28 protein-coding genes are annotated in these 23118 nt (G+C 71.3%); 9 read left to right on the forward strand and 19 right to left on the reverse strand.

Annotated features, from left to right (window positions below):
• Positions 1-28 precede the first annotated feature (28 nt).
• The 4 genes from ACZ7PG_RS05635 to ACZ7PG_RS05650 are packed head-to-tail and all read right to left on the reverse strand — an operon-like array spanning position 29 to position 3708.
• On the reverse strand, positions 29-1186 hold the full coding sequence (locus ACZ7PG_RS05635; RefSeq protein WP_470237912.1) for an NAD(P)/FAD-dependent oxidoreductase: 1158 nt from the start codon (positions 1184-1186) through the stop codon (positions 29-31).
• Between the two features lie 16 nt (positions 1187-1202).
• Positions 1203-1967, reverse strand: a complete 765-nt coding sequence (locus tag ACZ7PG_RS05640) for an amino acid ABC transporter ATP-binding protein (protein ID WP_470237913.1) — start codon at positions 1965-1967, stop codon at positions 1203-1205.
• Positions 1964-2809 (reverse strand): amino acid ABC transporter permease, encoded by an 846-nt coding sequence (locus tag ACZ7PG_RS05645; RefSeq protein WP_470237914.1) that lies wholly within the window; start codon positions 2807-2809, stop codon positions 1964-1966. The genes ACZ7PG_RS05640 and ACZ7PG_RS05645 overlap by 4 nt, the downstream gene beginning before the upstream one ends.
• Positions 2810-2811: 2 nt before the next feature.
• A complete protein-coding gene (locus tag ACZ7PG_RS05650; protein ID WP_470237915.1) occupies positions 2812-3708 on the reverse strand; it encodes a transporter substrate-binding domain-containing protein in 897 nt (298 codons plus the stop codon).
• A 71-nt stretch (positions 3709-3779) separates the two neighbouring features.
• Between ACZ7PG_RS05650 and ACZ7PG_RS05655 the strand changes: the two genes are divergently transcribed.
• Positions 3780-4685, forward strand: coding sequence for a MurR/RpiR family transcriptional regulator (locus ACZ7PG_RS05655; RefSeq protein ID WP_470237916.1), 906 nt, complete (start codon positions 3780-3782; stop codon positions 4683-4685).
• Between the two features lie 16 nt (positions 4686-4701).
• Here ACZ7PG_RS05655 and ACZ7PG_RS05660 read toward each other — a convergent pair whose 3' ends face one another.
• Positions 4702-5556 carry an alpha/beta hydrolase gene (locus ACZ7PG_RS05660; protein ID WP_470237917.1) on the reverse strand — a complete coding sequence of 285 codons (855 nt, stop codon included), beginning with the start codon at positions 5554-5556 and terminating at the stop codon, positions 4702-4704.
• 52 nt (positions 5557-5608) lie between these two features.
• Here ACZ7PG_RS05660 and ACZ7PG_RS05665 point away from each other — a divergent pair, with 52 nt between their 5' ends.
• Positions 5609-6157: a TetR/AcrR family transcriptional regulator gene (locus ACZ7PG_RS05665; RefSeq protein WP_470237918.1), complete on the forward strand. Its 549-nt coding sequence runs from the start codon at positions 5609-5611 to the stop codon at positions 6155-6157.
• 19 nt (positions 6158-6176) lie between these two features.
• Here the strand turns inward: ACZ7PG_RS05665 and ACZ7PG_RS05670 are convergent, their stop codons facing one another.
• Entirely contained in the window at positions 6177-6656 is a 480-nt protein-coding gene (locus ACZ7PG_RS05670; RefSeq protein WP_470237919.1) for a hemerythrin domain-containing protein, read from the reverse strand.
• A gap of 126 nt (positions 6657-6782) precedes the next feature.
• Here ACZ7PG_RS05670 and ACZ7PG_RS05675 point away from each other — a divergent pair, with 126 nt between their 5' ends.
• The gene (locus ACZ7PG_RS05675) at positions 6783-6908 is read left to right on the forward strand and encodes a hypothetical protein (RefSeq protein ID WP_470237920.1); all 126 of its coding nucleotides are present in this window, start codon (positions 6783-6785) and stop codon (positions 6906-6908) included.
• Positions 6909-6994: 86 nt separating this feature from the next.
• Complete coding sequence (locus ACZ7PG_RS05680; protein ID WP_470237921.1) at positions 6995-8269, forward strand: PP2C family protein-serine/threonine phosphatase; 1275 nt, start codon at positions 6995-6997, stop codon at positions 8267-8269.
• A 73-nt stretch (positions 8270-8342) separates the two neighbouring features.
• Here ACZ7PG_RS05680 and ACZ7PG_RS05685 read toward each other — a convergent pair whose 3' ends face one another.
• Positions 8343-9404, reverse strand: a complete 1062-nt coding sequence (locus tag ACZ7PG_RS05685; RefSeq protein ID WP_470237922.1) for a hypothetical protein — start codon at positions 9402-9404, stop codon at positions 8343-8345.
• Positions 9404-9904, reverse strand: a complete 501-nt coding sequence (locus ACZ7PG_RS05690) for a SigE family RNA polymerase sigma factor (RefSeq protein WP_470237923.1) — start codon at positions 9902-9904, stop codon at positions 9404-9406. The genes ACZ7PG_RS05685 and ACZ7PG_RS05690 overlap by 1 nt, the downstream gene beginning before the upstream one ends.
• Before the next feature lie 122 nt (positions 9905-10026).
• On the opposite strand from ACZ7PG_RS05690, the gene ACZ7PG_RS05695 reads away from it, so the two are divergent.
• Positions 10027-10434 (forward strand): DUF6153 family protein, encoded by a 408-nt coding sequence (locus ACZ7PG_RS05695; protein ID WP_470237924.1) that lies wholly within the window; start codon positions 10027-10029, stop codon positions 10432-10434.
• A gap of 55 nt (positions 10435-10489) precedes the next feature.
• Positions 10490-11065: a DUF305 domain-containing protein gene (locus ACZ7PG_RS05700; protein WP_470237925.1), complete on the forward strand. Its 576-nt coding sequence runs from the start codon at positions 10490-10492 to the stop codon at positions 11063-11065.
• Positions 11066-11137: 72 nt separating this feature from the next.
• On the opposite strand, the gene ACZ7PG_RS05705 is transcribed toward ACZ7PG_RS05700, so the two are convergent.
• Together ACZ7PG_RS05705 and ACZ7PG_RS05710 are read right to left on the reverse strand one after the other, a co-directional pair.
• On the reverse strand, positions 11138-11737 hold the full coding sequence (locus tag ACZ7PG_RS05705; protein WP_470237926.1) for a DUF2218 domain-containing protein: 600 nt from the start codon (positions 11735-11737) through the stop codon (positions 11138-11140).
• 3 nt (positions 11738-11740) lie between these two features.
• A complete protein-coding gene (locus ACZ7PG_RS05710; RefSeq protein WP_470237927.1) occupies positions 11741-12340 on the reverse strand; it encodes a class I SAM-dependent methyltransferase in 600 nt (199 codons plus the stop codon).
• Between the two features lie 76 nt (positions 12341-12416).
• Here ACZ7PG_RS05710 and ACZ7PG_RS05715 point away from each other — a divergent pair, with 76 nt between their 5' ends.
• Positions 12417-12998, forward strand: a complete 582-nt coding sequence (locus ACZ7PG_RS05715; RefSeq protein WP_470237928.1) for a TetR/AcrR family transcriptional regulator — start codon at positions 12417-12419, stop codon at positions 12996-12998.
• A 174-nt stretch (positions 12999-13172) separates the two neighbouring features.
• Here ACZ7PG_RS05715 and ACZ7PG_RS05720 read toward each other — a convergent pair whose 3' ends face one another.
• The 8 genes from ACZ7PG_RS05720 to ACZ7PG_RS05755 are packed head-to-tail and all read right to left on the reverse strand — an operon-like array spanning position 13173 to position 21034.
• Positions 13173-14252, reverse strand: a complete 1080-nt coding sequence (locus ACZ7PG_RS05720) for an MSMEG_0565 family glycosyltransferase (protein ID WP_470237929.1) — start codon at positions 14250-14252, stop codon at positions 13173-13175.
• Positions 14252-15082 (reverse strand): carbon-nitrogen hydrolase family protein, encoded by an 831-nt coding sequence (locus tag ACZ7PG_RS05725; RefSeq protein WP_372665914.1) that lies wholly within the window; start codon positions 15080-15082, stop codon positions 14252-14254. Before ACZ7PG_RS05725 ends, ACZ7PG_RS05720 begins: the two co-directional genes overlap by 1 nt.
• Positions 15083-15913 (reverse strand): carbon-nitrogen hydrolase family protein, encoded by an 831-nt coding sequence (locus ACZ7PG_RS05730; protein ID WP_470237930.1) that lies wholly within the window; start codon positions 15911-15913, stop codon positions 15083-15085.
• Entirely contained in the window at positions 15910-17280 is a 1371-nt protein-coding gene (locus ACZ7PG_RS05735; protein WP_470237931.1) for an MSMEG_0567/sll0787 family protein, read from the reverse strand. The genes ACZ7PG_RS05730 and ACZ7PG_RS05735 overlap by 4 nt, the downstream gene beginning before the upstream one ends.
• A 1-nt stretch (position 17281) precedes the next feature.
• Complete coding sequence (locus ACZ7PG_RS05740; RefSeq protein WP_470237932.1) at positions 17282-18352, reverse strand: MSMEG_0568 family radical SAM protein; 1071 nt, start codon at positions 18350-18352, stop codon at positions 17282-17284.
• A 9-nt stretch (positions 18353-18361) separates the two neighbouring features.
• A complete protein-coding gene (locus ACZ7PG_RS05745; RefSeq protein WP_086864132.1) occupies positions 18362-18874 on the reverse strand; it encodes an MSMEG_0572/Sll0783 family nitrogen starvation response protein in 513 nt (170 codons plus the stop codon).
• A 4-nt stretch (positions 18875-18878) separates the two neighbouring features.
• Positions 18879-19715, reverse strand: coding sequence for an amidohydrolase family protein (locus ACZ7PG_RS05750; RefSeq protein WP_470237933.1), 837 nt, complete (start codon positions 19713-19715; stop codon positions 18879-18881).
• Positions 19715-21034, reverse strand: coding sequence for an MSMEG_0569 family flavin-dependent oxidoreductase (locus ACZ7PG_RS05755; protein ID WP_470237934.1), 1320 nt, complete (start codon positions 21032-21034; stop codon positions 19715-19717). Before ACZ7PG_RS05755 ends, ACZ7PG_RS05750 begins: the two co-directional genes overlap by 1 nt.
• A gap of 245 nt (positions 21035-21279) precedes the next feature.
• Here ACZ7PG_RS05755 and ACZ7PG_RS05760 point away from each other — a divergent pair, with 245 nt between their 5' ends.
• Positions 21280-21732, forward strand: a complete 453-nt coding sequence (locus ACZ7PG_RS05760) for an ATP-binding protein (RefSeq protein WP_470237935.1) — start codon at positions 21280-21282, stop codon at positions 21730-21732.
• A gap of 130 nt (positions 21733-21862) precedes the next feature.
• Here the strand turns inward: ACZ7PG_RS05760 and ACZ7PG_RS05765 are convergent, their stop codons facing one another.
• Complete coding sequence (locus ACZ7PG_RS05765; protein ID WP_470237936.1) at positions 21863-22123, reverse strand: hypothetical protein; 261 nt, start codon at positions 22121-22123, stop codon at positions 21863-21865.
• A gap of 608 nt (positions 22124-22731) precedes the next feature.
• On the opposite strand from ACZ7PG_RS05765, the gene ACZ7PG_RS05770 reads away from it, so the two are divergent.
• A complete protein-coding gene (locus tag ACZ7PG_RS05770; protein ID WP_470237937.1) occupies positions 22732-23064 on the forward strand; it encodes a MerR family transcriptional regulator in 333 nt (110 codons plus the stop codon).
• Positions 23065-23118: the final 54 nt, after the last annotated feature.

The raw sequence follows: 23118 nt of genomic DNA on the forward strand, positions 1-23118 counted from the left end.
GAACCGCGGCCCTCCGCCGGACGGGACATCACCCGGCGCTCCCCCGGCCGACGCCCAGCCGGCCGAAGGTGAAGGGCCGCACCGCTTCCGGGCGTTTTCCGTCGAGAGCCCAGTCCGCCAGCGCCTCGCCGGCCGCCGGCGCCAGCGCGAAGCCGTGGCCGCTCCAGCCGGTGCCGGCGAACACCGTGCCGTGGCCGGGGACGGCGTCGATGACCGGGACCAGGTCGATGGTGCTGGTGTCGGCGCGGCTGTTGTCGACGGCGAGCACCTCGGCACCGGCCAGTGCCGGGATGGTCGCGGCGACGTCGGCGAGGGTGGCGCGCAGGACCTCCGGATCGGGCGTGCCGACGCCGCTGGCCGCGTCCCAGCCGCCCGGCCGCCCGCCGGACAGCATCACCCGGCCCTCGTCGGTCAGCTTCACCGACAGCGAGCGCCGGGTGTGCCCGACCTGGTGGTTCAGGGAAAAGCCCGGTGGCCGCGCGACGAACGTGACCTGGGTGGCCTTCTCCCACACCGGCAGGCTCAGGCCGAACGAGTCCGCGAGCAGCCGCGGCACCGCCCGGTTGGCCGCGAGGACCACCCCGCGGGTGACGCGCACCTCGTCGCCCTCGGCCAGGCGCAGCGTGACCGAGCCGTCGGCGTGCGGGACGAGCGTGGTCACCGCGGTGTGCTCGAGGACGCGCGCACCCAGCTCGCCGGCGGCCTTGGCGAACGCCCTCGTGGTCGCCGGGTGGTCGCCGGTGCCGTCTTCGGGTGTGAAGAGCGCGACCCGGATGTCGCCGGCGAGGCCCGGCTGCATTGCGTCCAACTGCTCGCGCTCGACGACCGTGCACGGGATGCCCGCCGCCCGCTGCGCCTGCGCCCGGGCGGGCAGGCTCTGCCAGCCCGAAACCCCGGCGACCTCGACGTCGTAGAGGCTGAGGAGACCGTTGCGCCGGTAGCCGGTCGGCGCCCCCAGCGCCGAGTCCAGCTCCGGCCACAGCTCCATCGCGCGGCGCGCCAGCGGCAGCTCCCGCAGGTCCCGGCCACCCGCGCGGACACCCCGGCGCCCGGGGCCGCCCGACGCGCCGGACGCGAGCTCGTTCCCTTCCAGCAGCACGACTTCCGCGCCGCGGCGGGCGAGGTTCCACGCGGTGGCGGTGCCCACGACACCACCCCCGACGACGGCGTACTCGACGGATTTCACGTGCGATCCCTCCCTTTCAGCCGACCCGCTCGAGGAAACGGCGGGTGCGGTCCTCGCGCGGGGCGTCGAGGACCTGACCGGCCGGTCCCCGTTCGACGATCCGGCCCTGGTCCATGAAGACGATCGTGTCCGCCACCTGACGGGCGAACCCCATTTCGTGCGTGACGATGACCATGGTCAGGTCGTCCCGGGCGAGGTCGCGCAGGACGTCGAGGACCTCGCCGACCAGCTCGGGGTCCAGCGCGCTGGTGGGTTCGTCGAACAGCATGAGCTTCGGTCTCATGCACAGGGCGCGCGCGATGGCGACGCGCTGCTGCTGCCCGCCGGACAGCTGCGCCGGGTAGCTCTCGCGCTTGTCGGACAGCCCGACCTTCGCCAGCAGCTCGTCGGCACGCTCGACCGCCTCGCGGCGCGGGACGCCGAGCACGCGGACCGGTGCCTCGATCAGGTTCTGCAGCACCGTGAAGTGGGAGAACAGGTTGAACTGCTGGAACACCATCCCGATGTCCCGGCGGGCGCGCCGGGCTTGGCGCGGCGTCGTCTCCTGCAGGTCGTCGCCGGCCCACCGGTAGCCGACGAGCCCGCCGTCGACGAGGATCGAGCCCGCCTGGATCTTCTCCAGGTTGTTGATGCACCGCAGCAACGTGCTCTTCCCGGATCCCGACGGGCCGATCAGGCAGACGACCTCGCCGGGCCGCACGACCAGGTCGACCTCGTGCAGGACGGGCAGGGAGCCGTACCGCTTGTGCACGCCCCGGATCTCGATCGCCGACGTGGTCACAGGACCGCCTCCCCGCGGTTGAAGTGGCGTTCGACGCGTCGCTGGACGACGGTGAGCAGAGCGGTGACGACGAGGTACCAGAACGTCACGACCAGCAGCAGCGGGATCGTCTCGTAGGTGCGCGCGTAGATGATCTGGGCGCTGTAGAGGAGTTCCGGCATCGCGATGACGCTGACGATCGACGTCGTCTTCACGACGTTGACGAACTGGTTGGTCAGCGGCGGGACGATCGTGCGCATGGCCTGCGGCAGGATGATCCGGCGCAGCGCCAGCGAACCGGGCATCCCCAGCGCCTCGGCCGCTTCGCGCTGACCACGCCCCACGGAGATCAGCCCGGCGCGGAAGATCTCCGCGCAGTACGCCGCTTCGTGCAGGGTGAGCCCGATGATCGCCGCGCCCGCCACCGTGATGACGGTGTTCGTGTCCACCGAGACCAGCGTCCCGAACGAAAGCTTCGGGTACAGCGCGGCCAGGTTGTAGAGCAGGAGCAGCAGCACGAGCAGCGGCGTCGCGCGGAAGACCCAGACGTACGCGCCCGCCGCCGTCGTCAGCACCTTGTTCGCCGACTGGCGCATCATGGCCAGCACGACCCCGAGGACGATCGACAGCGCCATCGAGATCACCGCCAGCTCGACGGTGTGCCACAACCCGAGCAGCAGCGACGGGCTGAAGAGGTAGTGCCCGAACGCCGGCCAGGAGAAGTTCTCGTTCGTGAAGGCGGACACGAGGACCAGCGCGACGACCACCGCGGCGACCACGCCGGCGATCCACGTGCCGTACTTCTTCCGCCCGAGGATCCGGGCCGGGAGCCGCGTTTCCGTGCCGCGGTCGAGGGAAACCATGCTCAGGACCGTCCTTTCAGGATCTCCGTGGTGTCGAGGTGGTTCTCCTGGAGGCCCCACTTGTCCAGGATCGCGCGGTAGGTGCCGTCGGCCATCAGGCGGCGCACGGCGTCGTGGACGGCGCCGGTCAGCGGCGAGTCCCGTTTGAGGCCCAGCGCCACGATGGCCCGTTTGTACCGGCCGGCCAGCCGGAACAGGTCCGGCGACCGGCTCGCGACGTACTGCGTCAGCGAGATCGAGAAGTACAGGACGTCGATGCGGCCGCTGCGCAGGGCGAGCACCGCCGCGCTGCCGTTGGGGAACAGGCTGACCCGCCAGGCGGGCCGCCCGGCCTCGGCACAGGTGTTCCCCGCCTGGTCCAGCTGTCCCTGCTGGACCGACCCGACGACGACGCCGACCTCGCGGCCGCACAGGTCCGCGTAGGTGTTCACGGCGAAGTCCGTGGTGCGGCCGGCGAGGAAGCCCTGCCCGCCGTTGTAGTACGTGACGAAGTCGGCCTTCTTCCGCCGTTCCGCGGTCGGGCTGAGCGAGGCGAGCACCAGGTCGTAGCGCCCGGAAGCGAGCCCGGGCACGACCGCGTCGATGTTGGTGGGGACCGGGTCGGTCCCGACGCAGAACACGTCGGCGATGGCCTGGCTCAGGTCGCGGTCGAAGCCGACGATCGTCGCGTCGTCCTCGGCGTAGTAGGCCATCGGCGGCGTGTCCGGCACCATCGCGACCTGGAACGCGCCGCGCTGGCGGACGGGCCCGGAGAGGGCCGCGGTCATCGCCGGGTCGCACCGGCCGTGGGGCCGGGTCACCAGCGCGGGGTCGGCGGCGCCCGCCGAGCCGAGCCCGCAGCCGGTCAACGTCAGGATCGGGACCAGTACCGCCGCGAGCAACCGGCGTGTCCGTGGCATCTCACTACCTCCGCCCATCAGGGTGATGTAGTGTGTACTTCATGAAATCGCGAATGTCTAGTGGGTACTAGATGGATCAGACGCTCACGAAACGCATCGCCCAGGTCCGTGACCAGCTGAGCGCCGGCGGGATCCGGGTGGTCGACTTCTTCGCCCGCCACCCCGCCGAGGCGTCGGTCTTCTCGGCGCAGGAGATCGCGCGGCGGGCCGAGGTCAGCGACGCGACGGTCATCCGGACGGTCAAGCAGCTGGGCTTCAGCGGCCTCGGCGAACTGCGCCGCGCGGCCGCGGCGGTGCTCAACCCGGTCCGCGACCCGGAGCAGACCCTCGCCGAGCACCTGACCCGGTCCGACGACGGCGGTCAGCTCCTGGCCAAGATCAGCCTGGACGCGGCCGAGCTCGTCCAGGCGCTCCCCCGGTCGGTCCCGCCCGAGACGTTCGAGGCCGCGGCCGCCACCCTCGCCGCGGCGGCGAACACCCTGGTCGTCGGCTACGGATCGGCGCTGCCGGTGGCCGACTCACTCGCGCTGGGGCTCCGCCGCATCGGCCGGATCGCGACGGTGACCGGCCTGACCGGCTACAACTTCGCCGACGAGCTCGGCCAGCTGCGGCCGGACTCGGCGCTGGTGCTGGTCGCCCCGCTGCGCCACGTGCGCGAACACGACGTCGCGATCAGCGAAGCGCTCCGCATCGGCTGCAAGATCGTGCTGATCACCGAGATGCTGGCCAGCCACTTCGCGGACCGGGTGGACACGGTGCTGGTGACGCCGTCCACGGAGAACGCGCTGCCCAGCGGCCTGGTGTGCCAGCTCCTCCTCGTGGACGCGCTGCTCCTGGCGGTCTCGGCGGCCGACCCGGCCCGGGCCCTGGACGGCTGGAAGGCCACGAACCGGCTGCGGACGGAGCTCGTCGAAGGAAGTCTCGACGTGCCGCTGACGCCGCCGAAGTTCCCGTTGCCGGACAACGGATCCGACTGACCCGGCGGGTGCGCCCTCACCGGGCGCGGCAGGTCCTGAGGTAGCTGAGGAAGGAGGCCTGCAGGCCGGTCACGTGCGTTTCGCGCAGGACGGCGCTGGTGACGTCGCCACCGCGTGAGGTGAGGCGGTGCAGGAGGGCGGCCGTGTTCTTCGCGATGCTTTGGTAAACGGCCAGGTCTCCGAGAAGTTCCCGGTCGTTGAGGGTCACGTGGAGCTTGGCGGCAGGCAGGCTGTCACCCATCTCCTGGAGCTGGGCGAAGACCATGCTGTCTTCGCCGGCGACACCGGGGCTGCCCGCGCCGATGCTCTCGAAAAGCGTGGTGCCGGTGAGCCAGGCGTAGAGGCTGAAGAGTCCGCCGTAGGAGTAACCGAAGAGGCCGTGGCCGCTCTCGGCGACGCCGTAGTCGCGTTCGATCCGCGGGTGCAGGTCGTCGACGAGGAAACGCAGGAACGCATCGGCGCGGGTGTCGCGCAGTTCGGCGAGGTAGGCGTCGGCTTCCTCGCGCGTCATCGCGCCCGCCTGAAGTCCGATCTCCACGGCATCCACGAGCTCCTGGGCGATGGGCTCGCCGGGTGGCACGAGGTCCCGGTTGCGCAGCCGGGCCCAGTGCTGGGCTTCGTCGCCCGCGTAGCCGACGCTGACCTGGATGTAGGGCTGGAGCCGCTGCATGGGGTCCAGCTGGGTGACGATGAGCGGAGCGGTCATGCCGACGGCCCAGTTGCCGTCGAGCACGTAGACGACCGGCGCTCGCGTCGTGGCGGGGTCGTAGCCCGGTGGCGTGGTGACCCAGACGCCGTAGTTGTGCCCACCGCCTGAACGCAGCTCGAAGTAGTCGGTGTCAGCGAGGCAGCCCTGCCACATCGCGCTCATCGCAATCCCTCCGCCGTTGCAGTCTCTCTTTTCCAATGGATAAACTGCGGAGGTGATCCTGTCAAGCAAGGGCGACGCCCGCGAGCGTCTCCTGGCCCGGCTCCTCGAGGCCTTCGACGAGGCTCTTCCCTCCCCGGAGGTGTCGCTGCGCGAGGTCGCGGCCCGGACCGAGACGAGCCACGCCCTCCTGCGCTACCACTTCGGGTCGCTCTCGGGCGTGTTGGCGGCGATGCTCGAGGCCCAGCGAACGCGTGACAACGAGGAGCTGTTCAAGGCCGCCCAGCAGGGCACGTTCGACGACCTCGTGAGGGCGATCTGGCGGTCGTACACCCGCCCGGAGCAGCTGTCGCGCGTACGCGGCTTCTTCCACGTCGCGGGTCTGGCCGCGTACAACCCGGACGACTTCCGCGAGTTCATCGACTCCCTCGACGACCTCACGAAGCTGCTGGCCTCCCGCGCGGAAGAGCTCGACGCGACGGAAGCGCTGACCTTGGCGACTGTCACGATCGCGGCGATTCGAGGGCTGCTCTTGCAGGAAGTCCTGAGTCCGGCGGCCCATTCGGAGGACGTGGTCGCGTTGATCCTGCGCATGCGCCCTTGAGCGGTCGGCCGCCAGTCACTCAGGCGTGCGCGCTGGCGATCTTCAGGGGATCCTTGGGCGCGTCCGGACGGGCGTCGAGCATGCGCTGCCCCACTTCCTGGAGGCGCTTGCGGCCCAATGCCTTGCGAACCTCCGGGAACCACTCCTCTTCTTCTTCCTCGACGTGGTGGCGGACGTTCTCCGTGAGCACGGTGACTTTCGCGTCGAACGTCTCGTCCTGCGGGTCCAGGTCCCGCAGCTCGGCCATCAGCCACACCATCACGTGGTGCTCTTCGACGCTTTCCAGCACGTGGTCGCGTGTTTCCGGGACCGCTTCCTTGGCGACCGGGTAGAAGATCTCTTCTTCGATGTAGGTGTGGGTCGTCAGCTCCTCGACCATCGCGTCGACGAGCTTGCGCTTCTCCTTGAAAGCCTTGTCACCCGCCTTCTCGAACGCCTTGAACAGCTTCTCGACTTTCCGGTGATCCTCTTTGAGCAGAACGATCGCGTCGGTCGACATCGGCAGCCTCCTTGGTTACCGGGGGTATACCCGGCATCACCCGCTTCAACCGACCGTGCCGCGGGGAGGTCCCGCGTTTGTCCTGCGCACCCGGGGGTAGCCGTGGCCTGACGAAAGGAGACCACCGTGACCGAACCGTCCCCCGAGGACCGCCGCGACGCCGCGGAATCCCCGAACGACGAAGAAGCCCGAGGCGAGCAGGGAACCTCGTCGGGTGATCAACACGACGACTCCGACCCGCAATCGGGTTGACTCGAAGTCCACGTCGGCCTGACAACGCATCCTCGCCGCCGCGGACCTTTGTCATCGTTCTGCCGGTTCGGCGGCGAGGTGCGAGAGTGATCCTCGTGGATCTGTCTCGCACGGAGCCGGCTTCGGGCGGGGCGGCCGGCATACTCGGCATCAACCGGCAAGAAGCCGTCGCGCGGCTGCGACGCCGAGTTCGCACCGCGTGCGGCGAAGGCGGGATCCCCGCCGAAAACCGAGCCCGGCTGGTGCTGGCGGTCGGCCATCTCACCGACCCGGTCCTCGCCGCCGGCGGGACCATCGACCTGGAAACCGCCGTGGACGACGGCGTACTCACGGTCAGCGTCCGGCTGCCGGAGCCGGTCAGCCAGTCCGACCTCGACACCCTGCCGCGGCCCGCGACCGCGACGGACGACGGCCGCGCCACCTGGCGCCTCATCACCGGCGACCGCCCGATCCCCGCACCGGCCGATGACGAACAGGCGACCCGCGAAGAGCTGCTCGCGCTCACCCACCGGGCCGACGCGCTCGCCCGCGAACAGCAAGAACTCAAGCAGGAGCTGGCCGAGACCAACAGCGGCGTGCTGGCCATGTACGTCGAACTCGAACAGCGCGACGAGCAGCTCCGCCACGCCCACTCGCGGATCTTCCAGGAACTGGAAGACGCGCTGCGGCCCCCGCCACCGTCGGTCCCGGGCCTGGAGCTCGGCGTCTGCTACTCCCCCACCGAACCGGACTCCCCCACCGGCGGCGACCTCTACGACTGGTTCGTCCTGCCCGACGGCCACCTGCACATAACGCTGGTCGACGCCGTCGGCCACGGCGTCGCCTCGACCCGCGACGCCCTCACCGTCACCCACACGATCCGCACCCTCGCGCTGGAAGGGCACCCCCTTCCCGACCTGATCGCCCACGCTTCGCGCACCGTCGCACCGATCGCGCCCCACCTCATGGCGACCGTGGTGCTGGCCCGGATCGACCCCGCGACCGGCGCGACCCGGCTCGCCAACGGCGGCCACCCGGAACCCGTCCTCATCGACCCCGCCGGCTCGACGCGGCTCCTGTGCCCTCCGGCCACCGGCCGCGGAGTCGGGTTCCCCGATCCGGGCAGCCCGCGCCTGCTCGACGTCGAGCTCGAGCCGGGGGCGACCTTGCTGCTCTACACCGACGGACTGGTCGAAACCCGCAAGAACATCGATGAGGGCCAGGCCCGCTTGCTGGAACAGGCCGGCGCGCACGCCGACTGGCCCACGGCGGGGCTGCCGCGCGAAGTCGTGAACCGCATGCACGATGTGGTGCTCTACGCGGACGACACCGTGCTGCTGGCCATCCGCCGGCCCACGACGCGACAACCGGCGGGCACGTGACGACGAACAGACACGCCCGGGGCCGCCGACCGTGGGTCCTCCTCGGTCGTGTCCGAAGAGGACCCACGGGACCTCAGCGGGGCAGGACGAGGTGCTCGGCGATGGCGTACAGCTCCGCCTGCGCGCCGGGGCCCGCAATGGCGATCGGCGCGTCGTGGACGGCCTTGAGGATCCAGAGCGTGCGGTAACCGTTCTCGTCCACGTAGCGGGTCGCGTGTCCCTGGACCGGCTGTCCCGCGGTGCCGCGCACCTGGCCGGCCTCGTCGCCGCGCACCTGGACCGGCGGCAAGGTGCTGCACGTGCCCACCGAGTAGCTCGTGCGCGGACCGCTCGAACCGCTCGAACCGAAGGGGCCGCCCTGCTCGACGCCGAACGTGCACATCCGCAGGCCGTCGGGCAGCTTGCCGAGGCCGAACGCCGGGGTGACGGTGGTCTTGCCCGGGAAGGCGACGTTCTCCGCGACGCGGCGGCCCGCGTCGGTCAGTTGCTGCGCCGACGCCGTGCTGCCCGGCTGCGCGGCCACGTTGACGTACAGCGAACCACCCTCGGGGTGGGTCAGGTACACCTCGTAACCGCCCGGGCCGCCGGAGTTCGAGCTCTCCACGCCGGCCCGCCCGCCGATCGTGACGGCCCGGCCCGGACCGGACTTGAAGGCAGCCTGCCCGACCGGCATCATCTTCATCTCCTGCACGTCGACGAGCAGGACCTGACGCCCGGACGTCACGGTCAGCATGTACTCGCCGCCGTACACCGGCTTGTGCGGGTCGGCCGCGCTGCCACCGATGTTGATTCGGCGCGCGAGGTAGTCGGCCTTGCCCGGCGGCAGCCAGCCGAGCGAGTAGGGCATGGCCAGCTCCGCGATGGCCGCCTTGGCCGGTGCCTCGACGGCGACCGGACCGCCGGCCTGGCCGGCGCCCGCGGCTACCTGGTTGTCGCCCGCGGGCCGGTTCAGCGCGACGGCGGCGACCACGCCCAGGGCGAGCAGCACCACCCCCGCGCCGGCCGCGAGCGGACGGCTCACCGCGGCGCGCTTGCGGTCGAGGCGCTGACGCGTGGCCGCGAGCACCTGGTCGCTGTCGGGGGCGTCGGGCTCGTGGGCGGTGAAGGTGTCCTTGATCAGGCTCTCGATGTCCATCAGCTCTCCTTCGCCTGGGCCATCCGGTCGGTGCTCAGGCCGTGTCGCAGGGTCGTCAGTGCTTTGCGGGAGTGGGCTCGCACGGTGGCCTGCGCGCAGCCGAGCAGGTCCGCGATGTCGGTGTCGGCGAGCTGCTCGTAGTACCGGAGCACCACGACCGCGCGCTGGCGCCGCGGCAACCGCGCCAAGCGCTGCCACATGTCCTCGCGGGCCGCGTGGTCCGACGCGAAGTCATCCGGCCGCGCCTCGTCCGGCGGGTCGCCCACGGCGATCAGCCGCGCCGACCGGCTGCGCCGCCAGGACAGGTAGTCGTTGGTCACCATCCGCAGGACATAACGGTCGGGGTGCTCGGCGTCGCTGATCCGCGACCACCGTCGGTACGCTTTGACCAGCACGTCCTGCACCAGGTCAGCGGCCTGTTCCCGCTCCCCGGTCAGCATCGTCGCGTAGCGCAGCAACCGCGGCAGGTGCGCCCGGACGAAGTCCTCGTAGTCAGCCATCACTACGTAGACTGCTGCCGTGCACGATCCGTGTACCTCCACGCAGAACTTCTTTCACGAACCCGCGCTGCGCCGAAACCAGCGCCCGCCGGGGAGCTGCCCGTGGTTGATACGGTGAAGCCGTGACGGCGACCCGGCTCGGCAAGGTGCAGCAGGTTCTCCTCCTGTGCGCGCTCGCCCTGGGCGTCGTCGCCATGCACCACGTCGGGATGGCGAACGCCGCCGGCGGCACGGCCATGCACGCCATGGCGGACCCCGGTCCGCAGTCAGCCACCGCTCCGCCGGAAACCGGCTCCGGCGACCACGATCCGGGCATGCCCGGCGGCCTGCACGACATCCTCCACCTCTGCCTCGCCGTCCTGTGCGCGGCGGGCGCCCTTCTGCTGGCCGTCGCCGTCCTGCTGGGTGTCTCGTGGTTCACCACGGCGTTCTCCCGGACGGCCGACTCCCGCGGCTCACCGAGCCGGGGACGTCCTCCGGACGGAAACGGCCGCGCCATCCTGACTTCTCTGTGCGTTCTGCGGACCTGATCGGGCGGTTTCCCCCGACCGTCGGATCCCGCACATTCACAGAGAAAGATTTGTCATGCGCAAAAACTTCACCATCGCCGGCCTCGTGCTGGCCTCCGCCGTCCTGCTCGGCGCCTGCAGCAGCAACGACTCCATGCCCGGGATGAGCTCCAGCCCGTCGGCGCAGGCGGACGCCGGCCACAACGCCGACGACGTCACGTTCGCCCAGCAGATGGTCCCGCACCACAGCCAGGCGCTCGAGATGGCGAAGCTCGTGCCGTCACGCAGCACGAACCCGAAGGTGCTCGACCTCGCGAGCCGGATCGAGAAGGCCCAGGACCCCGAGATCCGGCAGATGCAGGGCTGGCTGACCACCTGGGGCGCCGGCATGTCCGGCATGCCCGGCATGGATCACGACATGCCCGGGATGATGCCCGCAGACGACATGAAGAAGCTCGAGGCCGCCAAGGGCGCCGAGTTCGACAAGATGTGGCTGGACATGATGATCAAGCACCACCAGGGCGCGATCGACATGGCCGGGACCGAACTCGCCAAGGGCGGCAGCACCGACGCCAAGGCACTGGCCCGGAAGATCATCGACGCCCAGCAGGCCGAGATCACCGAGATGCGGGGCTTGCTCGCGCAGAGCTGAGCAAAGCCGGGGCGGCGTCGCACCCGCGCGATGCCGCCCCGGTTCCGTCGGCAGCCCGGAGACCCTGACCTGTCACGCACTCGGGTCCGGCGGTCTTCCGTGGTGAGTTCGCGCCGAGGTGAGCGCAGCGAGTCCGTGTCCTCGGAACCGGCGCCGCGCGAACAACGTCACCGCGACGATCTTCAGGATCACCAGCCCCACCAGGACGTCGGCGACCACGCTCGTCCAGCGCCACGCGGCCAGCGCGGCGCCACCGAACACCAGGTGCGCGGCCACGGCGACCACCACGGCGACGACGAGCGCGATCGCCGTACCCCGCGACCGGCGGACGGCTGCTCCTTCCTGGCCGTGCCAGGTCACCTCGAGGTCGTCACGCCGGCCGAACCTCTCCAGGTCCGCGGCGAGAATGCCCTGAAGCCGCGCCAGCTGGTCAGTGTTTTCGGCTTCGACGCGCACCCACAACGTGTCCGAAGTGGACCGGAGGGTGCAGTCACCCCAGCTGAAGGTGATCTTCCCTTCGTTGCCGGCGTACTCGACCTTCACGACTTCGGGACGCGGTTGCCCATCCCCGCGGTGCGGGTGACGGGCGCCCATGGCTTCAGCGTGGCGGCACAGCTGGGCGAGGAACCGCTCGGCGCGCGGGGTATCGACGTGCGCTTCGGCGACCGGCATGGTTCAGACCCTCGTACACGCGGCGGACCAGGCGCGGACACCGGCCGGGTCGGTGGTGATTGCGATGGCGGCGGGCTCGATCGACTCGACGCGCCACCCGTCGGCGAACGCGCTGGTGATGTCCGCCGATGTCACGCGATGCACCCAAGGCCAGTCGCCGGCCGGCTGCCGGTCGCTGAAGCAGAGCAAGAAGAAGTGACCGCCGGGCCGCAGCACGGTACGCAGGCCATCGACGTAGGCGGCACGGTCGTCGGCGTCGAAGATGTGGAACAGGCCGCAGTCGAGGACGGTGTCGAACGACTCGCCGAATTCGGCGAGCTCGCGGGCGTCCTGGTGGCGGAACCGCGCGGTCCGCCCCCGCTCGCGCGCTTTCTCTTCGGCACGGCGCAGCGCGGCGGGCGCCAGGTCGATCCCGGTGGCGTCGAGGCCGAGCCCCGCGCACATCAGCACGTGTTCCCCGGTCCCGCACCCGCAGTCGAGGACCCGGCCGCGGATCGCACCCGCGTCGGCGAGCGCGCGGAAGGCGCTTTGGGGTCGTCCGATGTCCCACGGTGGCGGGGTGCGGTACAGGTCGGCGGGGCCATGGGGTCGTGAAGCTGTCATCGGCCCAGTTTTATCGAGACACTGTGTCGCTGTCAATTCATCTTGTCTCGTGGGCGGCGGTATGTATGCTCAGAGCGTGCCGAAGCTGTGGAACGACACGATCGAGGCGCACCGGGAGGCGGTGCGCGACGCGACCCTGGACGCCACGGCGGAACTGGTGGCCGAGCACGGCCTGACCGGCGTGAAGATGGCGCAGATCGCCGCGAAGACCGGCATCGGCCGGGCGACGCTCTACAAGTACTTCCCCGACGTTGAGGCGATCCTGTCCGCCTGGCACGAACGCCGGATCCGCGCCCACCTCGCCCAGCTCGCCGAGATCCGCGACCAGGACGGCACGGCCGCCGAGCGCCTCGAAAAGGTGCTCGGCGAGTACGCGGAGATCCAGCACGAACGGGCCCGGCACCACCACGGCACCGAACTGCCGGCGCTGCTGCACCGCGGCGAGCACGTCGCACAGGCCCAGCAGCACCTGCACGCGCTGTTCCGCGACCTGCTCACGGAAGCCGCGAAAACCGGGGACATCCGCGACGACGTGCCCGCCGACGAGCTGGCGACCTACTGCCTCCACGCGCTGACCGCCGCCGGCGCACTGCCGTCCCGCGCCGCGGCACACCGCCTGGCGACCATCACCCTGGACGGGCTGCGCCGCCCGAGCTGACCGAGACGCCGAAGCGCCGGGTTCAGGCGCCGGCCGCCGCCTCGGCCATCCGGCCCAGCGGGGTCGACGAGCTGATCCGCTCCACGACACCGGGCCGGCGTGGGCCCGAGGAGCATCCTGGTCGGCCTCCGGCTCCCGGGTTCGACGCGGCCGCCGAGTTCGGACCCGGCGAACTCACACCGGCCGGTTCGGAAGAGGCGCAGACCCGGCGGATCTGCGCAGGCTCCGGTAGAAGGTCCGATGAGCGTCGGCGGCCCCCGTCCACGTGTAGCGCCGGGCCAGTGCCCGCCCCGGTGCCGGGTCGACGCCGTCGAGCGCGGCCCGCAGCTCCCGTGCGAAGCCGGGTGGGCCGTCGGCGAACCGCGCGGCCCCGCCGAAGACCTCGCGCAGCACCGGCAGGTCGCGGGTGACCACCGGCACGCCGGCGGCGAGGGCCTCCATCGCGGCCAGCCCGAAGCCCTCCTTGGTGGACGGGAACGCGAACACCGCCGCCGAGGCCACCAGCGACGGCAGCTCGTCGTGCGCGACCGGGCCCAGCACGACCGGCTCGACACCCAGCTCGGCGGCCCGTTTCTCCCAGCGGGTCCGGTAGTCGCGGTAGTCGAAGAGCGTCTCGCCGCCGGCGATGAGCAGACGCAGGTCCGGGTCGGCCAGCAACGCGTACGCCTCGAGGAGGTCGAGCGACCCTTTCCGCGGCTCGATCCCGCCGACCGCCAGCACGTACCGGCCCCGCTCCCCCGTACGCGGCGCCGTCGCGAAACGGTCGTAGTCGACGCCGTTGGGGATCACCGTCGCCTCGATGTCCCAGCCGGCGCGGACTTCCGCCGCCACCGACGCCGACACGCAGATGTGCGCGTACGGCCGGACGATCGCGCGCTCGTGGCAGGCCGCCAGTTCCGGCGTGGTGAAGGTGTCCAGGTGGTGGATCGTCCGGACGCAGCGGTCGACGGCGTTCGCGCTGATGCAGTCCTGCGCGTGCACGACGTCGTACTCCGCCGGGGTGAACGCCGCCCGCAGCACCGCGATCGACCGCAGGATCCGGGCCCCGACCGATTCGCCCGGGACGTCCGGGAAGGGCACGATCGAAAGCCGCACGCGCGGGTCGACCGGCCGGAAGAACCCCGCGTCGCCGCCGCGCCCGAGCGTCCACACCGTGACGTCCTCGCCCAGCTCGGCGAGGGCCTCGGCCAGCGCGAGCGTGTGCACCACGCCGCCGCGGGGTTTCGTGGAGTAGCTCAGCAGGGCGATGCGCATCAAGCCTCCCGGTACACCGACGGTTTCCGTTCCCCCAGGTGGTGCAGCACGCGGCGGGCGTTGGCGAGCTCCTGCTCGACGTCGAGCTCGGCCACCGCGATGCCGGCCTTCGACCAGGTGCGGGCGAGGATCTCCCCGCCCGGCCCGACGACCTTGGCCTGGCCGAGGAACCGCATCCCGCCCATCGCGCCGGTCTGGTTGGACGAGACGAGCACCACCTGGTTCTCCGCCGCCCGCGCCTGGTCGTAGAGGTCGAACAGGCGCGACTGCCGGTCCTGCGCCATCCGCGGCGCGCGGTTGGTGATGCTGGTCGGCCACGCGCTCAGGCAGGCGACGACGTCGGCGCCGTCGACCGCGAGCGAGCGAGCCGACTCGGGGAACGTCTTGTCGTAGTCGATCAGCATGCCCAGTCGCCCGACCGGGGTGTCGAACGCGGCGAACTCGGCACCGGGCGCGTAGGCGACCTGCTCCCCCGGCGGCTGGTGGACCTTGCGGTGCCGGCCGAGCACGCCGTCGCCGGTGACGCACACCGCGGAGTTGTAGCGCCGCGGCCCGTCGGCCTCGCAGTAGCCCACGCAGACGACCATTTCCGCGGCGAGCGAGGCGATGGTCTTCAGCTGCGGGCAGTCCGGGTCGAGCGCGGGCGGCAGCGCGTCCGGGTCCGGATGGCGCAGGTCGGCGAGGTACCCGCCGAGGGCCGCGTCCGGCAGCACCAGCAGCGCGACGCCGGACGACCGCGCGTGGTCGATCAGCGTCGCGATGCGCTGCAGGTCGAAGTCGAGGTCGCGGCCGAAGTGCGCGGCGACGGCGGCGATGCGGATCTGCCCCATTCACGGGACACTAACCGGGTAGGCGTCGGGTCGTCTGTCCGCCAGGTGTCCCATCGACCGCCGGGCCGTGGTCAGCGCCTGCTCGACGTCGAGTTCGGCGATCGCCATGCCCTCGGCGACGCCGGTGTCGGCGAGGACCTCGCCCCCGGGTTCGACGACCTTGGCGCTCGCGACGAACCGCAGGTCGCCGAAGGTGCCGGACTGGTTGGCCGAGAGCCAGACGATCTGGTTCTCCAGCGCCCGGGCCCGGTCGAACAGGTCGAAGCGGCGCTTCCAGCGGTCCTGCGCCAGATCGGGTGCCGCGTTGGTCCGGCTGCCGGGCCAGGCGCTCATGCAGACGACGATCTCGGCGCCGTCCAGCGCCAGTGCCCGCGCGGACTCGGGGAAAGCCTTGTCGTAGCAGATCATCATGCCCAGGCGCCCGACCGGAGTGTCGAACGCGGCGAACCCGCGGCCGGCGCCGTAGCTGGCGTTTTCGGCGAGGGGCTGGTGGACCTTGCGGTGGTTGCCTAGGACACCGTCGCCGGTCACGCAGACCGCGGAGTTGTAGCGGCGGCCGCCGGCGATCTCGCAGTACCCGGCCGTGACGACGAGGTCGCCGGCCAGCGCCGCCAGCCGCTTCACCTCCGGGCCGTCGACGGCCAGCGCGGGCGGTCCTTCGGCGCCGCCGTCGAGGTTGGCGAGGTAGCCGCCGAGGGCCGCTTCCGGCAGCGCCAGCAGCCGCACGCCCTCGGCCTTCGCCTCGCCGATCAGCTTCTCGATGCGGGCGAAGTCGCCTTCGAGGTCGCGGTCGAACGGCGCGGCGACCGCGGCCATCCTGAGTGTGGTCATGAGTTCCCCAATCCGGTGACGCCGCCGTCGATGGCGGGCGTCGTTTCGCCGTCGGGCCAGCGCAGCGTCACGCCGGTGCCCGCGACCAGCTCGCCGCACTCCGCGGTGACCGCCGGGCCGGCCGGCGCCGGCGCGCCGGCGGTGAGCATCGCGAAGCCGGGAAAGCAGGTCAGCCAGTCCCCTGTGGACGCTTCGCGGGGCCGCGGGACGCGCTCGACGTCCAGGACCGCGCCGCAGCCGGACGCCTCGGCGAGCATGCCGAGGGTGCCCGCGATCCCCGCCATCGAGACGTCCTTGGCCGCGGCCGGTCTCGCCTTCGCCACCGAGCCGAGCAGCTCGCGCAGCTCGGGCGTACGCCGGAAGCTGGTCGAGTCCCACTGGCGGCCGGTGTAGCCGGGCCGCCAGCCACCGGCCAGGTCGGCGGTCAGCCAGACCTGCTGGCCCGGCTTTCCGCCACCGCCGGGCACCGGGTCGGTGGTCCGGCCCAGCGCCGTGACCGACAGCGAAGCCGGCACGCCGAACTGCGTGTGGCCGCCGAGCACCGGCACGCCGTACGCTTCGCTCGCCTTGCGCAGTCCACTCAGGACACGAGCGGCGAAGGACGCGTCCCGGGCGCCCAGCGCGTCGAGCAACCCGGTCGGCGCGGCTCCCATCGCGGCCAGGTCGTTGAGGTTGACCAGCACCGAGCACCAGCCCGCCCATTCCGGGTCGCGTTCGACCATGGCCGGGATGATCGCGTCGCAGGCGGCGACGACGTCGGTGCCGGGCAGCGGGACGCCGTCGTCGCCGACGAAGCCGGGCAAGCCGGTCAGCCCGCGCAGCAGCGGGCCGAGCGCGGCCTTCGTCGAGCGGGCCAGCGCGGCGATCCGGCCGATCGGCCACCGCATCAGCACGTGGTCGTGCCCGGCGACGGTGACCGGCCGCACCCGGTGCCAGCCGAGCCGGGTGAACAGCTTTTCCGTGCGGGTCTGCACGGTCGCTTCGAACCGCAGCGCCCCTTCGGCTTCGGCCCGCGCGCACGCCGCGCGGACCAGCGCCGAGCCGATCCCGGCCGGCGAACCGGGCGCGACGACCAAGCGCCCGCCCCGCCACCAGCCGAGGTCCGGGCCGTCCGTGGCCGGGCCGAGCCGAACTCCGCCGAGCACGTCTCCGGCGGTGTTCCGCGCGACCAGCACGATCGTGCGCGAGTCGGTGTCGTGGTCGTCGAGGTCGTGCCCGGCGAAAAGGCCCTGCCGCGCCACGAAAGCCTCATGGCGCAACGCGCGGTAGGCCGTCAGTCCACTGTGGTCGGCGTGCTCGAGGCGGAACGCCGGGCGGGCCGCGATGCTGCGGACGTCGCCCAGCAGCGCGAGGATGTCGTGGTCCACGTCAGCCTCCCGCCGCGCTGAGCAGACCGCACGCGCCGCACGCGGCACAGCCCGCGCCCTGCTCCGCCCCGGTCATCCCGGCCGCCCGCAGCAACGCGGCGATGCGGCCGGTGACGTCCGCGACCAGCGCGGGTGAAGGTGCGGTCGCGCCGTCCCGACGGGCCAGCGTGCCGGCCATCGGCCGCATCGGCACGGCGAACGGGTAGACACCCATGCCGATCAGCCGCCCGGCACCCTCGACGAGGTCGTCCGGGTCTTCGCCGAGGCCGATCAGCAGGTACGTCGAGACGCGGTTGCGCCCGAACACCCGGACCGCTTCCGCCCACGCGGCTTCGTACTCCGCCATCGGCACCGTCGACTTGCCGGGCATCCAGCGCCGCCGGACGTCGTCGTCGAGGGACTCGACGTGGATGCCGATCGACGTCGCTCCGGCGTCGCGCAGCTCGGTGAGCACGGCGAGGTCGCCCGGCGGCTCGATCTGCACCTGGATGGGCAGGCCCGGCACGGCGTCGAGCACCGCCCGGACGCACCGGACGAGGTGCCGGGCCCCGCGGTCGGGTCCGGCCGTGGTGCCGGTGGTCATGACCATCTGCCGGACGCCGTCGAGACGTACGGCCGCTTCGGCGACCTCGGCGAGCTGCGCCGGTGTCTTGGCGGCCACGGTGGACCCGGCTCGCAGCGACTCCTCGATGGTGCAGAACCGGCACCGCTGGTCCTCGGCGTACCGGACGCAGGTCTGAACGGCGGTCGTCGCGAGGACGTCCTTGCCGTGCAGCAGCGCGATCTTCCGGTACGGGATTCCGTCCGAAGTGGACAGGTCGTAGAACCGCGGCCGCGCCACCGGTGTCACACTCAGGCCGAGGTCGACCATTCCCCGGTGGATCCGGCCGTCGCGGACTTCGTAGGGGCTGTCGGGGTTCAGCGGCAGCGTGGCGTTGGCACCGTCGACGACCAGGTGGCCGTCGTCGCTCGGCCCGGCGCCCTTGCTGCGTTGTACGGGTGCGTCCACGCGCACCCCGCGGACGGCGATGTCGGCGCGGGTGTCCAGCTCTTCTTCGATGCCAACGCGCACGAGCCGCTCCTAGAACATGTAGGTGGAGTTGATGATGGCGCCCTTGCGCGCGTAGTGGATCAGCGCGTCCTGCACATCCAGGGGGTGGGTCGGGATGACGCCCTCGATGAGGTCCTCCTCGCGCGCGCCGTGCAGCGACAGGCCGAACCGGCAGCAGTAGGCCTTGCCGCCTTCGGAGATGAACGTCTTGAGCTGGTCGTTGATGTTCAGCTCGCCCGGGAACGCGGCGTTGCCGGTGGTCGGGAAGCCGCGGGTGGCCAGGCAGTTCAGCGAACCGGGGCCGTAGAAGTAGATCGCGGCCTCGAACCCCTTCCGCAGCGCGCGGGTGGCCTGCAGGATCGCGACGAAGCTCACCGACGACTCGTGCGCGATGCCGTGCACGAGCGTGAAGTAGCTCTGGCCGGGTTCGGCCTGGTAGTCCGGGAAGACCTTGGTCCCGCCGTAGAGGCTGGACCCCTGCGGCAGCGACGGGTGCGGGATCTCGTCGAGGCTGGTCTTCTCGGTTTCGGTCAGCTCTGCCATCGGTCTATTTCCCTTTCTTCGGTCCGTACAGCACGTCGAACGTGCCGCGGAAAACCAGGTCGGCGAGCTCGCCGTCGCCGGCCGCGGCGGCCAGCTTCGCGAGTTCGCCCTCGTGATCGCCCCACGGCTGGTCGGAGGCGAACAGCACGCGGTCGTGGCCGAGGCCCCGGCGCGAGATCTCTTCGACGAGCCAGCGCGGGGTGAAGCCGATCGCCCAGGACAGGTCGGTGTAGACCTGCTTGCCGGCGGCGATCCAGTCGAAGAAGCGGCCGCCGACGAGCTTGATGTGCCCGCTCATGCCGCCACCGAAGTGGACGAGGTGCAGCTTGACGTCGTCGGCGTAGGCGTCGACGAGCTTGCCGACCTCGTCGATGTCCGACGCCGCGCCCGGCGAGGTGTGGACGTGCACGACCAGGTCGTGCTCCCGCGCGGTGGCGAAGATCCGGTCCAGCTGAGGCTTGCACGCGGGGTCGGATGCCTTGCCGCCCAGCAGGAAGCTGAGCTTCAGTGCCCGCACGCCTTCCTCGCCCGCCAGCGTCAGCGCTTCTTCGGTGCGGTCGGCGTCTTCGGCCCGCGGGGACACCCACAGCGCGGCGCTGATCCGGTCGTCCTTGCCCGCCGCCTCGACGCAGAGTTCGTTGAAGGAGAACGCGATCGCCGGGTCCGGGACGCCGTAGTTCGGGATCACCAGCGCGCGTTCGGTGCCTTCACGGTCCATATCGGACAGCAGCTCGCCGATCGTCGCGCGGCTGCCGACCGCGGGTGCGACCGGTGGCCCGCCGTAGAACGGGTACGCCGGCAGCACGCCCAGGTGCCGGTGGGCGTCGTGGGTCCAGCGCATCAGGCCACCGTCCGCGGCGCGACCCAGTCGTCGTCGGCCGGGTAGGTGCTCACGGGCGTCCCGGAGAGCCACCGGACGTCGCCGCGGCCGCCACCGGTGATTCGCCGGGCGAGGTACTCCGCGTCGGCGGCGACGCCGCAGAACCGGCCGGAGCCCCAGGTGTGCTGCCAGGGCAGGCCGAGGAAGTACAGGCCGGGACAGCTGGTGACGCCGCGGTGGTGCGTCGGGTAGCCCTTGCCGTCGAACACCGGGACGTCGATCCACCGGTGGTCCCGGCCGAACCCGGTGCTCCAGACGACGGCCGAAAGCGCTTCCACGTCGAGAGTGCGAGGGCCGTCCGGCGGCTCCCAGACCGGCTTGTACCGCTCCTCTCGGGGCGCCGCGATCCCGCGTTGCGCGATGAAGGCGTCGATCGAGTCCTTGATGCCCTCGGACACGGCGTCCGCGGCGTCGAGGTTGCGGCGCAGGTCGCCGGCGAAGCTCAGCTGTCCACTTCGGACGCTCGTGAGCCGGCCGTAGAGCTGCATGCCTTGGGTGGCGAACGCGCGCAAGTCGATGTCGTGCCCGCCATCGCGGCCGGTGACGTAGTGGTTGGCGCGGAACCGGACGGCGTCCGCGTCGGCGAACTCGTCGATTCCCTTTGCGTAGTAACCCATCTCGTCGAGCCAGGCGACGACGTCGCGGCCGCGGTAACGCCGGGCCACCCGCGGCGCCGACCCGACGGCGAGGTGCACGCGGCGCCCGGCCAGGTGCAGGTCCTCGGCGATCTGGCAGCCGGACTGCCCGGTGCCGACGACGAGGACGTCCCCCTCGGGCAGCTGAGCGGGGTTGCGGTACTCGGCCGAGTGCAGCTGGACGACGTGCTCGGGCAGCCGCTCGGCCAGCCGCGGCTTCAGCGGCACCTGGTACGGGCCGGTGGCCAGCACGACGTGGTCGGCGGTCAGTTCACCGGCCGACGTCGTCAGCCGGAAGCCGCCGCCGGGCAGCTGCCGCAGCCGCGTCGCCTCGACGCCCTCGTGCAGCGGGACGTCGAAGTCCTTCACGTACGACTCGAGGTAGGCGACGATCTCGTCGCGGACCATGAACCCGTCCGGATCGTCGCCCGCGTAGGGGAACCCGGGCAGCCGGCATTGCCAGTTCGGCGTGACCAGGCAGAAACTGTCCCAGCGGCGGGCCCGCCATTCGTGCCCCGCGCGCTCGCGTTCGAGCACCAGGTGCCCGACTCCGGCGGTGTTCAGGCAGTGGGACATCGACAGTCCCGCCTGGCCGCCGCCGACCACGATCACCGGCCGATGCAGGCCGTCGAGCTCGAAGTTCATGCCGATCAGTGCACCGGCGGACGATGTCCGGACGGTTTCGCCCGGAACACCGGCGCGTTACCAGAACTCCGCGGGGTTACGCTTCTCCCGGCGTGCGCTTAACAGGACACTCCGGCGGTTCGCCGGCCTCCACGAAGCGAGCGCGTTCTCGGCGAGCGATGATTGACTGCACTTCTCACGGGGTACCGCCCGAACGTGGCCGTCTTCAGCAGCGAGGACGGAGCCCCTGGAAGGGTTGATCCGTCATGTCCGAGCCGAGCGACAACCCTGCCCCGGCACCGCCGTCGTGGTCGATGGATCTGCGCGGCACGTCCGCGCCGGCGCTGGTCGAGATCCGCCGCTGGGCGTCCCGGACACTGGCCGGCGTCGATGACGCCCACCTGGGTGACGTACTGCTGGTGGCCACGGAACTGGTGACCAACGCCTACGACCACGGCAACGGTCCGCTACAGGTGCGGATGAGCCGCACCCCGAGCCCGTGCCGGGTACGGATCGAAGTCGACGACGACTGCCCGGACCATCCCGTGCTCACCCCGCCGTCGCTCGAGCGCCTCGGTGGCCGCGGCATGCACATCGTGAACAAGCTCGCCCACGCCTGGGGCGTGCACGAGCACCCGGCCGGCGGCAAGACGGTGTGGGCCGAAGTGTCCTGCGACGGCATCGACCCGGCGCCGTCCGCGGCAGCGACCCGTCGCTGAAGCGAGCTTCGCCCGCTCGCCCCCGTTGATCCGGCTGGTGACGGTCGCGTTCGGCATGGGAGATGCCGAGCATTTCCTCGGTCGCCTCGTCGGTCAGCCGCACGAAGTCCGCCGGTCCGCCGGTGCGGGGTCAAGCGCAGAGGCGGCTGTAGAGCCGGCTGGCCAGGGACCCGGCCAGCTGGTTCAACGCCGCGTGGGGATCGAGCTGCGCGAACTGCCCCAGCAGCTCCGCCGCCGCGTAAGCCTCGGCCTCGGACACCACCGCCACGCACCGCTCCCGCCGTCCCCGCTCCAGCAACCGCGTCAGCGCCTCGGCGTACTCCCCGAGGTCGCCGACCTCGGTCAGGCCGTAACGCTCCTCAAGCGGATCCCGGACAACCTCGTCACCCACGGTCGCACCCCTATCCTCACCGTCAACCCGACACGGGCCAGAAAATCTATGCCAGCCGGAGTAGACATTAGAGGACGGGTGTGTGTAGTGTCCTCCTCGTAGCGAGAGAGACAACGTCAAGCAGGCGCGGGAGAGAACGTAACTACCCGCGAAGTGAGACAAGTGAAGATCAGCAGTATCCGTAGTAGTTGTGTGCAAGTGCAGTGGCAGGACCGGTCAGGTGGCCGGAGCCGATCGGTGAACGGGGCTCCGGGCAGTGACCAGCGGCGTCAGCGTGCTGGGACCGATCAGTGGAAGGGTCCCGGCAGTGACGTCCGCAGCAAGTGAAGTGGCAGTACCGAGTAAGTGGAACAACCAGGAGAGAAGGGAACGGAGCCATCATTGGATCGCCCGCAGCGGCCGGGTAGTGCCGCGCGGGTGCCGCAGTCCCATCGAGTTCGGAGGTGGTGCTCGGTCACGAGTCAGCGATCCCCGCTCAGTCCGGCTTTCGGCCGGACGCGGGTGCAGGAAGCCGGCGGCGACGCCGGTTGACAATGGTGAAACCCAACCCTTGAGGACCCCGGGTGCCGTTCGCGGCACCCGGGGTCCTTCGTGATGTGGAGGTGGATTTGATCCCTGACCAGGAAGGGCCGGACACGCCGAGCCGGGCCGACAAGTTCGACGACGAGGACTATCCCGCCTACACCATGGGCCGGGCCGCGGAAATGCTCGGCACGACGCAGGGTTTCCTGCGCAGTCTCGGCGAAGCCGGGCTGATCACGCCGCAACGCTCCACCGGCGGGCATCGCCGCTATTCCCGGCGGCAGCTGCGCTTGGCCGCTCGGGCGCGGGAGCTGGTCGACGAGGGCACCGCCGTCGACGCCGCTTGCCGCATCGTTTCCCTCGAAGACCAGCTCCACGAAGCCCAGCGCCTCAACACCGAACTCCGCGCCTCCGACTGATCTCGCCGGCCACCCCGGCACGAAGCGGGAGTGCCGTTCACGACCGGCCTCCCG

It is taken from the genome of Amycolatopsis sp. NPDC114504 (assembly GCF_055633595.1).